Origin of the sequence: Nonomuraea gerenzanensis (assembly GCF_020215645.1) — a bacterium.
GTDB classification, from domain to species: Bacteria; Actinomycetota; Actinomycetes; order Streptosporangiales; family Streptosporangiaceae; genus Nonomuraea; species Nonomuraea gerenzanensis.
In genome coordinates this window covers 5,726,213-5,740,726 of sequence record NZ_CP084058.1, presented here as the reverse complement: position 1 = coordinate 5,740,726, position 14,514 = coordinate 5,726,213, and the positions used below count along the sequence as shown (strand labels likewise).

Below are 14,514 nucleotides of genomic sequence, written 5' to 3'. Positions count from 1 at the left end.
CCGCCTACTGTAACCATGGTTGCACCTTAATCGTCGAGAGTAGTGGCCAGCGAACCTAGGACGTCACCGCCGGACCAGTCGAGGATCCGCCAGACGTGGAAGGCCCAGCGGCCTTCTGACAGCGAGAGCGATGACAGATCAATGCTGCTCATGGTGTGCAGTCCCGCCACTCCGGCCTTGATCAGGGCTTCCTTGCGCACCCACTGCCGCAGGAACGCGCGATGCGGGTCCGGGTCGCGTTGGACGGCCTCGCGTTCGCCGCGGGTGAGCACGCGGGCCACGACCTGCGGGCCTGCCGAGGGCTGGTCCAGGCGTTCGAGATCGATGCCGACCGGTTGCGGGCCCGCCGCAGCAGCCACTGTCTCGCCCGCGTGCGACAGGCTCAGATGCACCTCCGGGTAGCCCTGGAGGAACGGTCTGCCGTGGGGTCCGTGGCAGAGCGGGCAGCGCTGGACGACGGCCAGTTCCTCCATCGGCACGTCGACGAGTCGCGCCGCGCATCGGCGCAGGAGGTGCCTGCCCGCGACGAAGATCTGCCGGTCTTCGTCGCGGCGGAAGGCCGCTGCTCGCTGCCGTTCCTGAGCCGTCAGCCGGTCATCGGTGTCGTGGACGCGAGCGAGGACCTCTCGCGCCTGGCGCACCAGCACCACAGCCATGGGTTACCGGGATGCGGACAGGTGACGGGCGAGGGCGCGGACGGTGGTGTGGCGGAACACCTCATTCAGGCTCAGCTCCGGCGCGCCGTTCCGGGTGATGGCGTGATGGGCCCGGACGATGTCCAGGAGATCCAGGACGGAGTAGTCGTCGGTTGGCGCGAAGTGGTCGCCTGCCACCTTCCGCCAACCGGCTAAGAGCGCGGACTCCAGGTCGTCGGCGGGCTCGGCAGATTCGGTCGCGGCAGATGGTGTGGTGATCGGCGCGGGCAGGGCCTTGCGGTCCACCTTGCCGTTGCGAGTCAGGGGCAGCGCGTCAAGGATGACGATGTGTCCCGGCAGCATGTGGGACGGGAGCTTTTCGGCCAGGTGGCCGCGCAGGGTCGTGGCGAGCTCGTCGGGATCGGTGGTGCCCGCCGGGGTCGCGTAGGCGACGAGCCGCTTCTCGCCGCGCTGTGCGCCGATCGCCGTGACGACAGCGCTATTCACGGCGTCGTGGTCGAGCAGCGTTGCCTCTATCTCGCCGAGCTCGATGCGATAGCCGTTGATCTTGACTTGGAAGTCTTCCCGGCCGAGGAACTCGATGCTGCCGTCGGGGAAGTATCGTCCCAGGTCGCCGGTGCGGTAGAGGCGCCTGCCGGTCGTCGGGTGGGTGATGAAGGCGCGGGCGGTCTTGTCCGGGTCACGCCAGTAGCCCATGGCGATGCCGTGGCCGCCGACGTACTGCTCGCCGGGCACCCAGTCGGGCCTGCGGCGCAGCGCCTCGTCCAGGATCTCGAGGTGCTGGTTGGTGAGCGGTTTGCCGTAGGGGATGCTCGGCAGGTTCGGGTCTACGGTGTCGATGCGGTGCCAGATCGACCAGATGGAGGCTTCGGTGGCGCCGCCCAGGCTGATGACGTCGATGTGCCGGTCGGCCAGGGAGCGGATGCGGCCGGGCAGGGTGACCGGGATCCAGTCGCCGCTCATCAGCACCAGCCGAAGCGTGGAGGTCAGCCGCTGGCGCCGGCCCTGGGTGTAGCCGGCGAGCATCTCCATGAGGGCGGGAACGGTGTTCCACATGGTCACCTGGTGGCGTTCGATCAGGTCGGCCCAGTGCCAGGGGGCCCGGCCGGTGCCAGCCTCGGGCATCACGAGTGCGCCACCGTGGGCGAACGGCCCGAACAGGTCGTAGACCGACAGGTCGAAGGTGAGCGGGGTGAGCGTGAGCATGCGGTCGGCGGCGGTGACGTCGAAGCGCCGGTTGATGTCCAGGACGGTGTTGAGCGCGCCCCGATGGTCGATCATGACGCCCTTGGGCAGACCTGTCGATCCGGAGGTGTAGATGATGTAGGCCAGGTCGCGATGGCCCTGGATGCGGCTGGGCTCGGGGGCGCCTTCGCCGTCGAGCAGGCTCTCGTCGATCACCATCGGGGCGACGTCCTGTGGCCAGGGCAGCTTCGTCTCCAGGCCCGGCTGGGTGAGCGCGAGCTTCACCTCGGCGTGCTTAAGGAGGTAGTGGAAGCGCTCGGCGGGCAGATCGGGCTCGATCGGGACGTACGCGGCGCCGGACTCCAGGATGCCGAAGACGGCCAGCGGCTGTTCCCAGCCCTTGTCCATCACGACGGCGACCGTCGTGTTCGGGCGAGCGCCGCGTTCGCGCAGCAGGGCGCCGAGGGTGGTCGCGCCGGCGCGCAGTTCGCGGTAGGTCAGCGTCCTGTTGTCGGAGATGACAGCGGGCTCGTCGGGGGTGCGGGCAGCCTGGGCCCAGAACGGTTCGTGCAGCAGCAGCGGAGGGATGTCGGCTTCGGTGGCGTTGACCTGGTCCCGCACGCGATGCTGATGGGGCGGCAGCCAGTCGCGGGAGGTCGCCTGCCACGCGGTGGGGTCGGTGGCGAGCTGTTCGAGGAACGTCAGGTGCCCGTCGATGAGGTCGTCCAGCACACGGCCATGGAACAGCGCATCGACGGTGTCCCAGGTGAGGACGAGTTCACCGCCCTCTTCGCGCACTTCGTGCGCGAGCTGCACCTGCGGGCGCTGCTGCGAGGTGAACACGACCCGTCCCTGACCCAGCGCCCAGCCTTCGCGGGAGGCCGAGTGCAGCCGGTCGCAGAAGATCACGGGTGTGAGGGCTGCGGTGGGCTGGCCGGTTGTTCGCGCGAGCTCGCGCAGCACGCGTATCCCGTCCGGCCGGTCCTGGGCCAGCTGCGTCTGCACGGCCTGTGCCTGCTGCTGGAAGGAGACGCGCGGGTCGGCGTCGACGTCGAGGAGGGTCAGCTCCGTGAAGTGGCCGACTGCTCTCGGATGCCGGTCGCGGTAGGCGTAGGCCAAAGCGAAGCGGGGTTCCTTGGACCAGGCGGCCAGTGCTTGATTGAGCGCGCAGACCAGTACCGCCGAAGGCGTGAGGTCCGCAGCGTGTGCTTGGAGTGCTTGCCAGCGAGGTGCCGGCAGGCGACGCTCTCGCCGCACGCAGAGGGGCTGCTCCAGCAGACGCGGCTCGATCGACAGGGGGAGCTGTGGCGGCAGGGCCGCAGTGAGCCCGTCCGGCGCGGTTCCAGCTCGCACGGCGGAGACGGCGGCGGCTGCGGTCTCGACTTCGCTGAGGTGGCCTTGGTAGCCGGCGAAGATCTCCTGGCCGAGCAGCGCGAAGCCGTCCGCGTCGGCGATGAGGAGGTCCACGGCCACATGCACCCTGCTGCGCCGCTCGTCCAGCCGGGATACCCGCACCTCGAACAGCGGCCACCGGGTGGGATCGAAGGCCTGTGTCGTCATGTCGGCCCGGATGGCTTCAAGCCGCCCAGCGCTCTCGGTCCGCAGGTCTTCCACCTGCGGTTCATAGGCGGGTACGTCGGTCAGGATCTGCTGCTGCCCGTCTCCGGTGACGACGGTGCGCAGTGCCGGATGCCGCTGGATCGCCTGCCGCCAGGCCTCGCCGTACCTGACCAGGTCCAGGTCTTCCGCCTCAGCCTCCAGATAGTGGCGGGCGGCGGATCCGCCCAGCTCGAACGCCGGAAGGCGACCGAGCCAGGTCGCCTGCTGGGCAGGGGTCAGCGGGGAACTCGTCATGCCGCCGCCACCCCTTTGCGCTCAAGGGTGGCACGGATGTCGCCGAGCGAGCGCATCGTGGTCATCTCGGCGTTGCTGAACCGGATGCCGAACTCGTTCTCGATCTCAATGAGTAACGTGACGTGCCGCAGACTGGTCCAGGTCAGGACGTTCTCGGAGCTGGACTCGTCGGTGAAGCTGTCGGCCGGCTGCTCCAGCACGGTGGCTAGGACGTCTTCCAGTCGCATCTTCGGTTCCCTTGATCAGTAGCGGTAGTAGAGGAAGGGCGATGGTCCACCGGCGAAGACCAGGCCCAAGCCGGCGATGACCGCGATGGCCACCGCCCAGGTCGGGTTCGGCCGCCAGGCGACCGGCCGGAGCCACCGGCGTCCGGTCTCCTTCTCCTCCGACGGGATGGTGGGCAGGCCCACCTCGTACCGGCCGAGGATCTCCTGCGTGTTGCGCGGGAAGAACAGCGCGATCGCCCCGAGGAAGATCGTCCACAGGACGGCGGGGACGACGGTGAGACCGCCGAACAGCACGTTGGTGCCGTAGAACTGGGCGACGCCCGCGCCTCTGGCTGCGCCGAGGCCGACCATGGCCGCGAGGATCCGGGTGGCCGAGCCGGCGTCGGGAGCGCGCAGGTAGACCAGCGAGGCGACCAGGGGGATCATCATCAGCAGCCAGCCCACCGGCGCCGGGATGCGCGGCAGCTGCCGCTTGGCCCCGAGCTCACGCCAGGTGAGGTTGATCGACAGCGCCACTCCATGGATCGCGCCGGAGATGATGAACCCCCAGCCCGCACCGTGCCAGAACCCGACCAGCACGAACGTCACGAACACCGGCAGGCAGATCACCGCCAGCAGCCGCACCCACTGCGGCCACTTGCGCCGGATGCTGCGCCGCATCATGTTCGCCGTCATCGGCGTGTACACGTAGGTGGTGAAGAAGCGCACCATCGTCATGTGCCAGCGGCGCCAGAACTCCACCAGGCTGGTGGCCTTCAGCGGCGAGTTGAAGTTGATCGGCAGCCGCACGCCGAGCATGTAGCCGAGTCCCAGGGCCATGTCGGAGTAGCCGGAGAAGTCGAAGTACAGCTCGAAGGTGTAGGCCAGTGCGCCCACCCAAGCGCTCCCGGTGGAGACCGCTCCGCCCGCGCCCGCGGTGTCGAACATGGTGGCCACGTACGGGGCGACGCTGTCGGCCAGGACCGCCTTCTTGAACAGTCCCATGGCGAACATGGTGAGACCGACGGCGATGAACTTCACCCCGGTCCGCTCGCGCACAGGCGTGTCGAGCTGCTTGAACACCTCGCCCTGGCGTACCAGCGGCCCGGCGGTGATGTAGGGGAAGAACGTGCCGAACAGCAGGTAGTTCAGGAACGACAGCCGCTCGATCTGGCCCACGTAGGTGTCGAGCAGAAAGCCGATCTGGATGAAGGTGTAGAACGACAGCCCCACCGGATACACCGCGGCCAGCGCGCGCAGGTCGGTGCCGAACAAGGCGTTGACGTTCTCGGCGAGGAAGCCGGTGTACTTGTAGAAGCCGAGCAGCAGCAGGTTGGCCACGATGCCGCTGATCAGCACGGCCTTTCTGCCGCGGCTGCCTTCGGGCTGCCGTCTCATCTGCCAGGCGAACGCGAAGTTCATCGCCACCGAGCCGAGCAGCACCAGCAGGTAACCGGGGCCCAGCGAGGCGTAGAACACCAGCGAGGCGACGACCAGCCAGGCCAGGGCCGGCTTCTGACTGGTGAACACGCGGGTCAGCAGGTAGTAGCCGGCCAGTACGACCGGCAGGAACACCAGCAGGAAGGTGTAGGAGGTGAAGGACATGGCCTCAGACCCCCGTGTCCGGGGGGATCAGACGTACGACCTTCGACAGGCACGCGGGCTTGGAGTGGATCTGGTCGATGAAGTCGGCCGCCACGCAGCCGAACGTCGCCGGGTCGTAGCCGCCTACAGAGATCACTCCCCACCGCTTGCTCATGTCCTGGGCGATCGCTTCCAGTGAGTTCAGCGTCTTGCCGAACGGACGCTTCTGGACTTCGGTGTAGAAGTCCGGGTGGTAGGGCGTCTGCACCAGCACCACACGTACGCCTTTGCCGCGAAGGAAACTGATCGCCTTGCCCATGGCGTCGACCAGAGCCGGGTCGATCTTCGGCGCCCGATCGCCGATCTTCAGCAGCTCTTTGCGGACATTACCATCGACGAATTTTTTGGTGTACTTGGCGATGCTTTTCTCGGACCAATGGATGGATCCGTCCGCGGCGATGATCTCAAGAGAGGGGTTCTGCAGGCGGCTGGTCGGTCCGGGTTCACGCGGGACTGCAGACACTTGACGGCTCCGCTCGAAAACGGCAGGAGCGTAGAAAAGGCCCGACCAGTTCTTGATGGGGAAGGTGTCGAAATAGGAGTGCGCGGGGACACCGAGGCGGGTGGCCATCGCCCGGTATTCGTCGGCCCACTCCTGCCATTCGGCGGCATCGCGTTCCGCGGGTGGCTGGAAGCTGATGAAGCGTAGGCTCAAGATCAGCGTCTTGGGCAACTTACCTGCGCGGTCCAGCATGTAGGCCAGTGCGAGGGCGTCTTCTGCCTGGTCGTTGCTCACCCAGGCGTTGAGGAAGGTCTGACCGGGGAACAGATCGGCATGCGCCTCCCACCAGCGGCTTCCCCCGAAGACGACCACGTCGGGGGCGGCCTTCAGCTGATAGATCTGCTCGCGCCGCAGCGCCCGCCAATTGATGTTGGTGTCGTAGTTGGCGTAGTTCTGGCCCTGCGCCAGCATGCCGGCCACCTCGCGGATATGACCGCGATCGTAGGCGAGCGGATTCAGCCGGTAATTCCATACGCCGACTCCGGCGAACAGGAGAACCGCCAGACCGAGGGTGAGCAGGGTATATAAACGGTAACGCGGACGCGCGTCGACGTCGGCGGGCATGGTTGAGTGAACCCCCGATCCGTGTGCACATTGCGATTATCTCGGCCCGATTCCTTACCAGGCCCCCACCCAGATCCGGCCCTCATCGCTACCTGCGTCAGGATCTGTGAACACGCGAGGAATTGTCAAGACTGGTAAGACGTTTCCAGATATCGGACAGTCAGTCATGCGTGCCAACGCGAAGTCGGGCAAGGAAAACGGATTCAAGCGAGTCCGAAACGGTGGATAGTGCACTATTTCAGAACCTCTGGATATTACCAACATGAAGTAGGGGGAATTGCCCGTGACATGTCTCCTCCCCGGGACCACGTCGTGAGCCGTGCGTGGCGGGTGGACGGCCGCCTGCTGCCCGATGACGAACCGTGTACGTTCTTCGTCTCCGGCGGGCGCGTCACCCGAGAGCCGGTGAGCAGGGCCGAGACCCTCGTGAACAGCGGCTGGATCATCCCCGGCCTGGTCGACGCGCACTGCCACATCGGCCTGCGCACCGGCGGAGGCGCCGTCACCACCGCCGAGGAATCCCGATCGCTGGCTGTGGCCGACCGTGACGCAGGGGTGCTGGCGATCAGGGACACAGGTTCGCCGAACAGCTTCCCCGAGTTGGACGGGCTCCCAGATCTGCCGCGGGTGATCCGGTCCGGACGCCATCTCGCGCCCCCGGGCGGCTACCTGCCCGGCGTCGCCGTCGAATGCTCCTCAGCCGAGCTGCCCGCCGCCGTCGCCACTCAGGCCGCCCAGGGCCATGGCTGGATCAAACTCGTCGGCGACTGGATCGACGACGCGTCCGGCGGCCTGCTCGTCAGGTGGGACGCCGTCTCAGTGAAGGCCGCCGTCCAGGACGGGCACGCCTTGGGCGTCAAGATCGCCGCACATACCTTCAGCGAGGCCGGCGCGGCCATGATGGTCGAGGCGGGCGTCGACTCCATCGAGCACGGCCCAGGACTGTCGACCCAACTGCTGGAGGAGATGGCGCGATCGGACATAGCTCTCGTCCCTACGATGAGCGCCATCGCCACCTTCCGCTCCATCGCCGCTGTGGCAGAAGCCCGCCATCCGCGCTACGCCGCGCACCTGCGCGACCTCAGCGCGGGTTTCGGCTCTCTCGTCCGCGCCGCGCACGAGATCGGCGTAGCCGTCTACGTGGGGACCGACGCAGGTTGCGACGTTCGCCACGGACTCATCGCCCAGGAGATGCTCGCCCTCCACCGCACCGCCGGCCTGAGCGCGACGCAAGTCCTGGGAGCGGCCTCGTGGCGGGCCCGCGAATGGCTCGGGCTCGACGTCCTCGAGGAAGGAAGCCCCGCCGACTTCGTGGTCTACGACACCGACCCGCGCGAGGACCTCACAGCGGTCAGGCAGCCGCGGCGGATCGTGCTCAACGGCGTCCCTCTCCGCTGACGACGTCCAACCACGGCGACCACAATGGTTGCCGTGGTTCTCTTCCTGGCAGTTCCTCGGCCTCGGCCACGCACTCAGCGCGTACGACTTCATCGCACACCGCTGGAGAGGAGCCGGCATCAGCCCCAGCGGGGTCGCACACAACCGGCGCCTGGATCTGACCCTGACCGCCCTTGCCCCGATCTACCTCCCCAGTGTCCTCGGCCGCGCCGCCCTCCCTCCCGGAGTCACCCAAGCCCTCCTCTGGCGCCACCGCACCTACTGCGACGTGCTCGGCCTGCAGCACCTGACCGGCTTCGCGCCCGACCGTCTCCGGCGAGAGGCGGAGTATCCGCTGACGGAGGCGGCGAGCCGCGACCCCATGGCCAAGTGGCTTCCGCTCCTGCGCTACGCCAGCCATTCAGGCTGGACGAAGCTGAAGGCGTGCCTCTGGACTGCATGTGGCAGCGGGTGGCGGCCGAGATGCTGTTGCGTGCGCACGAGGACCTGGCCGCGCTCGGTCACGTGAAACCACTGCCGGACGTCACCGGCTCGACCTGGCACACCCCGCTCCACGATCGCCTCACCCCTCGCCACCAGGACGCCGACACGCTGGAACGCGCACTGGGCACGTTCGGCCTGTCCCCCAACCCGCGTCCTCATCCTCGTCGAAGGCGAAACGGAGCTGCACCACATCACCCGGCTCCTGACCGAGTTCGGCCTCACCCAGCCCCAACGCGTACGCGTTCAGCAAATCGCCATGGGCCCCGAGAACAAGCTCTCGCGATGCGCGGGATCCTGTTCTCGTCCTGGGCGGTGCGCGTCCCGGAAACGGCTCGTGGTTCGGCCGGCCTCTCGGGCCTGTTCCGTCTCGTGCAGGCGTTGCCGGTGCTCGCCTCGGGCCGCGTGTTCTGCTTGGTGCTGATCTTGAGGCAGTCTGGTGCGGCGCTCGGTCTCTTCAGCGGCGGCCGTCAGAGCGAGGTCATGCGTTTCCGCGTCTCAGCGTGCCTCGTCGAGGTGGCGGCGGCGCGCTTCTCGGTCGGTGTCGCGGGCTTGATGGAGCGCCTGCTCTCAGGTGCGGTCCAGTCCCGCCGCTCGGTGACGTAGCTGTGGCCACAGAGATGACGGGGGCGCCTGTACGGCGGTGCTGCGCGCCGGGCTCCAGCCTTGGGCGGCAGGTACCTGCCGGCGCGTAGCATGCGGCGGATCTGCTGCATCCGGACCACGACCGTTCGCGGCCGACGTACTGATGGACGGGACGGCAACCACTCCGAGTAGCGACAGTGTGATCGTCGGCGATATCAGTGCGTGACGGCTGAACCCCTGGCGGCCTGCCGTCCTGGCGGTACCCTGCGTTCCCACCCCGGAGGCGGCTCATGCTGAGCGAGACGGTACGGCTGCGGCTACGCGTGATCGACGCGGCCGCCGATCCCCAGGAACTGGACGAGGCCACCGCCAGGCTGAGGGAAGAACTGCTCGAACTGGACGTGGTGCCCGGCGCCGCCGAGGCGGGCGAGATCCCGGAAGGCGCCAGAGCGGTTCTGTCGTTCACGCTCGGTGGCCTGGTGATCGCGCTGGCCGGTACGGAGCTGCTCGCCTCGATCGTGAACGCCGTGATCGCCTGGCTCAACCGCCATCAGCACCGTTCGGTCAAGCTGGAGATCGACGGCGACGTGCTGGAATTGACCGGCATCCCGTCAAGGGAGCAACGCGAGTTCGCCGACGTATGGTTGCGCCGCCGCGGGCGACCGGACGCATCCCCCCAGTCCGGGCGCCGTCTCGCGCTGATCGTGGCCAGTGACGAGTTCGGCGATCCCGGGTTGCGGCGGCTGAGGGCGCCGGCGGTGGACGCCGAGGCTCTGGCGAGGGTGCTGGGTGACGAGGCCATCGGGGGCTTCGACGTGCGCACGATGCTCAACGAGTCCACCGCTGTCGTCAACGAGGCCGTGGAGGAGTTCTTCGCCGACCGCCTCCCTGACGATCTGCTGTTGCTGCACTTCTCCGGTCACGGGGTCAAGGACGACAACGGTGAGCTGTACCTCGCCACACCCAGCACCAAGCTCAACAGGCTGGCAGCCACCGCGGTGTCGGCGGAGTTCGTCAACCGGCGGATGGGCCGCAGCCGCTGCCGGCGCATCGTCCTGTTGCTCGACTGCTGCTACGCGGGCGCCTTCGCACGCGGCGCGCTGCCCAGGGCGGGGACGGACGTGCACGTCGAGGAGCAGTTCGGCGGGCGCGGGCGAGTGGTCATCACGGCCTCCAACGCCCTGGAGTACGCCTTCGACGGGACCGACCTGGCCGATGCGCAGGAGACGACCTCGCCTTCGGTGTTCACCAGAGCGCTGGTGGAAGGGCTCGAGACCGGCGAGGCCGACCGGGATCAGGACGGCTTCGTGGGCGTCCATGAGCTGTACGACTTCGTCTACGACAAGGTACGGGCGGTCATGCCCAGCCAGACGCCGGGCAAGTGGACGTTCGACGTTCAGGGAGACCTGATCATCGCACGGCGCGGCCGTCCCGTGGATCGGCCCGCGCCGTTGCCGGCCGAGTTGCAGGAGGCCGTCGACCACCCGATCGCCAAGATCAGGGAGGGCGCCATCGGTGAGCTGGCCCGGTTACGGCACAGCCGCCACGCCGGGCTCGCGCTTGCGGCGCGGCTGGCCCTGCAGGAGTTGGCCGACGACGACAGCCGGTCCGTTTCGGCGGCGGCGTCACGCGCCCTCGCCCGGCACGACGTCGTGCCCGCCGTCCCGCCCGCCGCTCCATCGGAGGTGGTGCCCGCCGTCTCGCCCGCCGCTGCGTCGGAGGTCGTGCCCGTTGTCTCGCCCGATGACATCCGCGGTGCGACACCCGGCGTCCGTCGCATCTCCTCGGACGTCAGCCCCGCCGCGCCGGCCGCTGACGCAGCAGCAGCCGATGAGCCGCCCGCCGGCGACGTGCGGGCCGATCACGTTCGCGCGGCACCGGACGACGGTGCTCTCGCCGCCGTGTCGGCTCCCGGCTCCTGGACCAGCCCTGGAGCGAGAAGCACCGCACCGCCGGACGCCGACGCAACCCCTGGCGGGGACCCCGACCCGCCGGGCGGAAGCGGGTGGCTGCTCCTCGCCTTGCGCGGGCTGGCGCTGCTGGCGGGCCTGCTGCCGTTGGTCGGCACGGGACAGACACCCGAGTTCTCATCCATGCTCAGCAGGGTGGTGGTCGCGGACTACGGGATCTGGCTGTGGCTCCTGATCGCAGCGGCATTCGGGGCCGGCCTGTTGCCACAGGGCCGATGGCGCACCGTGAGCCTCGGCGCTGCCGCAGGTCTGGCGGCAGTGCACCTGGGCGTGTTCGCCCATTTCGAGGCGGCCTTCAGCCACGACGAACTGGTCTTCATCACGGTATCCGGGCTGCTTCTCCTGCTGATCGCGTGCACTGAGGCAACCCTGGCCCAGCCAGGCAACGGGCTGTGGAGAGCCGCCGGGGCCGTGGGCGGGGCACTCGTGCTGGTCATGATCGTCATCAACCTGCAGTTCCCTCACGACATAGGGGACGATCCCGGCGAGGAGCCCCTTTGGCTGGTGGGGTTCTCGGTGGTCGCGCTCTTGCTCGGGTTCTTCCTGACGCGCGTGGTCCTGCGCTGGCGAGCGGGCGAGACGCGGCCACCGCTGGTCCTGGGCACGGTGGCCACGCTCCTGGTGGTCCTGGACGTGTGCGGCGTCTACCTGTGGGAAAGCGGCTCGGACTACCCGCAGATCCCTGTGTAGCTGCCCGCCCTGCTGGTGCTGCTGCTCGTGGCCGCCCAGACGATCGAGGACCGGCCGGAGCTGCTGATCGCGGCCCAGCTCACCGTCATCGCGGGACTGGTACACAACCTGGCGATCGTGCAGAGCGAGCCGACGTTCGTGGTCGTGCTCTTCGTCGCCGCCACTTGCTCCGCGGCAGCGGTCCACCTTCCCGGCGGACGCTCGCAGCCAGGACTGTGAACGCCGGTTGCGAGACGCGTGCGGGCTGCGGAGGAGCAAGGTCCCCGGCTGGATGCCGAGGTCGGCTCGGCGACAGTGCGCTTGACCCGGGGCAGGTTGCCTTTCCAGGTGGGCTGTAGGCGCGGATGACCCGGTTGTCGCGTGCCGTGGACGAGGTAGCCGACCCGGGTGAAAATTTCATCGCGGCGGCCCTGCGCGGCGCGGGCCCCGGCGGCTGCGCCGGCATCGATGCTGAGCTGCGCGAATCCGCTCCGGGCCACGGGCGAGCGCGGGCCGGGTGCGGGCCGGATGCGGCGGCCTGCGCGCGGTTTGCAGCCGGGTAGGCAGTTGCGTCTTCTCGTGCCCGGCCGTGCTGTGCTTGACTCGGCGCCGTTCCGGAAAGCGCTTACCGAGGAGTTGGGCGATGCGCCTCACCGCTGTCCTCGCGTGCGCCGGCCTGGTGGCCGGCTGCTACGCCGTGTTGTCACCCTCGCCCGCGTCCGCGGCGCCGACCCGGTACGAGGCCGAGGCGTCGCCGGCGGTCTGCACCGGCGCCATCGAGTCCAACTGGACCGGCTACTCCGGCACCGGCTTCTGCAACGCCGACAACGCCGCCGGGGCCCACGTCCGGTTCACCGTGAACACCTCCGCCGCCGGGGCCGCCACTCTCGGGATCCGCTTCGCCAACGGAACGACCACGTCGCGCCCCGCCGGCCTGATCGTCAACGGCTCCACCGTCCAGAGCCTGTCCTTCGAAGGCACCGGCGCCTGGTCGGCCTGGGCCACCAAGACCGTGACCGTCCAGCTGAAGGCGGGCTCCAACACCATCAGGCTCGACCCGACCGGCTCCGCCGGCCTGCCGAACCTCGACCACCTCGACGTCGAGGCGAGCGGCCAGCAGCCGGCGACCGCGCTCTACGTGGCGACCGACGGCGACGACGCCGGCCCCGGCACCCTGGCGGACCCGCTCCGCACCATCCAGCGCGCCGTGGAACTGGCACAGCCTGGTTACACGATCTTCATCCGCGAAGGCACGTACGCGCCCAGCACGAACATCCAGCTCCTCAAGAACGGCACGCCCGGCAAGCCGATCACGATGACCGCGTACAACAGGGAACGGGTGGTCATCGACGGCGAGAACATGCCGTACACGCCGGGCGCGGTGGGCTCCAGCATCCCGCGGGCCGAGCGCGGCGCGGTGCACATCGAGGGCGACCACTGGCGGCTGATCGGGCTGGAGATCGTGCACGGCCCGTACGGGATCTTCGGCCTCGACGCCAGCGGCAACGTCTTCGACCGCCTGGTCACCAGGGACAACTACGAGTCCGGGCTGCATCTGCAGGGCGCCTCCAGCGACAACCTGATCGTCAACCTGGACAGCTACGGCAACCGGGACCCGCGCAAGAACGGCGAGAGCGCCGACGGCGTCGCGATCAAGGAGGGCTCCGGCGGCGGCAACGTGATCCGCGGCGCCCGGCTCTGGAACAACTCCGACGACGGCCTGGACTTCTGGATGTTCCTCGGCGCGGTGACCGTGGAGTCGTCCGTGGCGTGGGGCAACGGCTTCAACCGGTGGAACCTGCCCGACTACACCGGCGACGGCAACGGCTTCAAGCTCGGCGGCGGCGACCCGGACCCGGCGGTCGGCCACGTCGTCCGCAACTCCATCGCCTACGACAACGCGGTGGACGGCTTCACCGACAACGGCAACCCGGGCCGCCTGGTGACCGACCGCAGCACCGCCTGGCGCAACGGCGGCACCGGCTTCGACCACGCCGACTCCGTCTCGGCCCTGACCAGGAACCTGTCGGTGGCGAACCGGACCCAGGTCGCGCTCGGCTCGTCGTCCGGCTCGGGCAACTCCTGGGATCTCGGCGGCACCTGGACGTTCACGAGCACCGACGCGAGCACGATCACCGGCCCGCGCACCACGGACGGCTCGATACCGTCGTCCGCCTTCCTGCGCCCCAGCAACGGCGCGGACCTCGGCGCCCGCTTCTGAGCGTCCGCCACGGCCGCCGCCAACGGGACGTCCGCGCGCCGGAGGGCCGCCGCCAACCCGGGCGTCCGTGCTCCGGAGGGCCGCTCGCGGGCTCAGCCTCCTCGCAGGTGCGCGGTCTGTTCGGTGCCGACCTCGGTGGTGCGCCGCAGGTAGCGCTCGATCACGGCGAGCTCGTCGTCCGTGAAGTCGTCCAGGGCCTGGTCGAACGCTCTGCCGGGCCCCTCCCAGGCGGTTTCCAGCTCCGGGCCGCGCTGGGCGGTGAGAGAGACGAGCATCTTGCGCCGGTCATGGGTGTCCGGCCGGCGCTCGGCGAGGCCGGCCTTCTCCAGCCGGTCCACCAGGCGGGTGGCCGAGCCGGAGGTCAGCCCGGTCAGCTTCGCGATGTCTCCGGTGGTGTGCGGGCCGGGCTCCAGGCCGAGCAGGCTCAGGCACTGCAGGTCCGTGGGGTGCAGGCCGAGCCGTTCGGCCATGGCCTGGTTGAACAGGGTGTAGGCGGCGTGGTGGCGCCGGGCCGCCGCGGTGACTGCCGCGACCAGCTCAGCACGCGTCCGATTTGACAGTGAGATCGCCTCCATGCCGT

11 protein-coding genes are annotated in these 14,514 nt (G+C 69.0%); 5 read left to right on the top strand and 6 right to left on the bottom strand.

The features are described from left to right. Positions 1-26: 26 nt before the first annotated feature. The 5 genes from LCN96_RS26845 to LCN96_RS26825 are packed head-to-tail and all read right to left on the bottom strand — an operon-like array spanning position 27 to position 6,611. Entirely contained in the window at positions 27-656 is a 630-nt protein-coding gene (locus tag LCN96_RS26845) for a 4'-phosphopantetheinyl transferase family protein (RefSeq protein ID WP_225275656.1), read from the bottom strand. A gap of 3 nt (positions 657-659) precedes the next feature. Further along, positions 660-3,695, bottom strand: coding sequence for a non-ribosomal peptide synthetase (locus tag LCN96_RS26840; protein ID WP_225275655.1), 3,036 nt, complete (start codon positions 3,693-3,695; stop codon positions 660-662). Then, a complete protein-coding gene (locus LCN96_RS26835) occupies positions 3,692-3,922 on the bottom strand; it encodes an acyl carrier protein (protein ID WP_225275654.1) in 231 nt (76 codons plus the stop codon). The genes LCN96_RS26840 and LCN96_RS26835 overlap by 4 nt, the downstream gene beginning before the upstream one ends. Before the next feature lie 15 nt (positions 3,923-3,937). After that, positions 3,938-5,506 (bottom strand): MBOAT family O-acyltransferase, encoded by a 1,569-nt coding sequence (locus LCN96_RS26830; protein ID WP_225275653.1) that lies wholly within the window; start codon positions 5,504-5,506, stop codon positions 3,938-3,940. A 4-nt stretch (positions 5,507-5,510) separates the two neighbouring features. Next, on the bottom strand, positions 5,511-6,611 hold the full coding sequence (locus LCN96_RS26825) for a hypothetical protein (RefSeq protein ID WP_225275652.1): 1,101 nt from the start codon (positions 6,609-6,611) through the stop codon (positions 5,511-5,513). Positions 6,612-6,923: 312 nt separating this feature from the next. Between LCN96_RS26825 and LCN96_RS26820 the strand changes: the two genes are divergently transcribed. The 5 genes from LCN96_RS26820 to LCN96_RS26800 all read left to right on the top strand — a co-directional run bounded on the left by LCN96_RS26820 (position 6,924) and on the right by LCN96_RS26800 (position 13,934). Further along, a complete protein-coding gene (locus LCN96_RS26820; protein ID WP_225275651.1) occupies positions 6,924-8,009 on the top strand; it encodes an amidohydrolase family protein in 1,086 nt (361 codons plus the stop codon). Between the two features lie 765 nt (positions 8,010-8,774). Then, on the top strand, positions 8,775-9,095 hold the full coding sequence (locus tag LCN96_RS26815; protein WP_225275650.1) for a hypothetical protein: 321 nt from the start codon (positions 8,775-8,777) through the stop codon (positions 9,093-9,095). 269 nt (positions 9,096-9,364) lie between these two features. Further along, complete coding sequence (locus LCN96_RS26810) at positions 9,365-11,734, top strand: caspase family protein (protein ID WP_225275649.1); 2,370 nt, start codon at positions 9,365-9,367, stop codon at positions 11,732-11,734. 15 nt (positions 11,735-11,749) lie between these two features. Then, entirely contained in the window at positions 11,750-11,953 is a 204-nt protein-coding gene (locus LCN96_RS26805) for a hypothetical protein (RefSeq protein WP_225275648.1), read from the top strand. A 403-nt stretch (positions 11,954-12,356) separates the two neighbouring features. Further along, positions 12,357-13,934 carry a right-handed parallel beta-helix repeat-containing protein gene (locus LCN96_RS26800; RefSeq protein WP_225275647.1) on the top strand — a complete coding sequence of 526 codons (1,578 nt, stop codon included), beginning with the start codon at positions 12,357-12,359 and terminating at the stop codon, positions 13,932-13,934. Between the two features lie 92 nt (positions 13,935-14,026). Here LCN96_RS26800 and LCN96_RS26795 read toward each other — a convergent pair whose 3' ends face one another. Next, complete coding sequence (locus LCN96_RS26795) at positions 14,027-14,509, bottom strand: MarR family winged helix-turn-helix transcriptional regulator (protein ID WP_225275646.1); 483 nt, start codon at positions 14,507-14,509, stop codon at positions 14,027-14,029. Positions 14,510-14,514 lie beyond the last annotated feature (5 nt).

Excerpts from the sequence above, each read along its gene's own strand:
- LCN96_RS26845 (WP_225275656.1), bottom strand. The coding sequence starts at position 656 with ATGGCTGTGGTGCTGGTGCGCCAGGCGCGAGAGGTCCTCGCTCGCGTC.
- LCN96_RS26840 (WP_225275655.1), bottom strand. The coding sequence starts at position 3,695 with ATGACGAGTTCCCCGCTGACCCCTGCCCAGCAGGCGACCTGGCTCGGT.
- LCN96_RS26835 (WP_225275654.1), bottom strand. The coding sequence starts at position 3,922 with ATGCGACTGGAAGACGTCCTAGCCACCGTGCTGGAGCAGCCGGCCGAC.
- LCN96_RS26830 (WP_225275653.1), bottom strand. The coding sequence starts at position 5,506 with ATGTCCTTCACCTCCTACACCTTCCTGCTGGTGTTCCTGCCGGTCGTA.
- LCN96_RS26825 (WP_225275652.1), bottom strand. The coding sequence starts at position 6,611 with ATGCCCGCCGACGTCGACGCGCGTCCGCGTTACCGTTTATATACCCTG.
- LCN96_RS26815 (WP_225275650.1), top strand. The coding sequence starts at position 8,775 with ATGCGCGGGATCCTGTTCTCGTCCTGGGCGGTGCGCGTCCCGGAAACG.
- LCN96_RS26810 (WP_225275649.1), top strand. The coding sequence starts at position 9,365 with ATGCTGAGCGAGACGGTACGGCTGCGGCTACGCGTGATCGACGCGGCC.
- LCN96_RS26800 (WP_225275647.1), top strand. The coding sequence starts at position 12,357 with ATGCGCCTCACCGCTGTCCTCGCGTGCGCCGGCCTGGTGGCCGGCTGC.
- LCN96_RS26795 (WP_225275646.1), bottom strand. The coding sequence starts at position 14,509 with ATGGAGGCGATCTCACTGTCAAATCGGACGCGTGCTGAGCTGGTCGCG.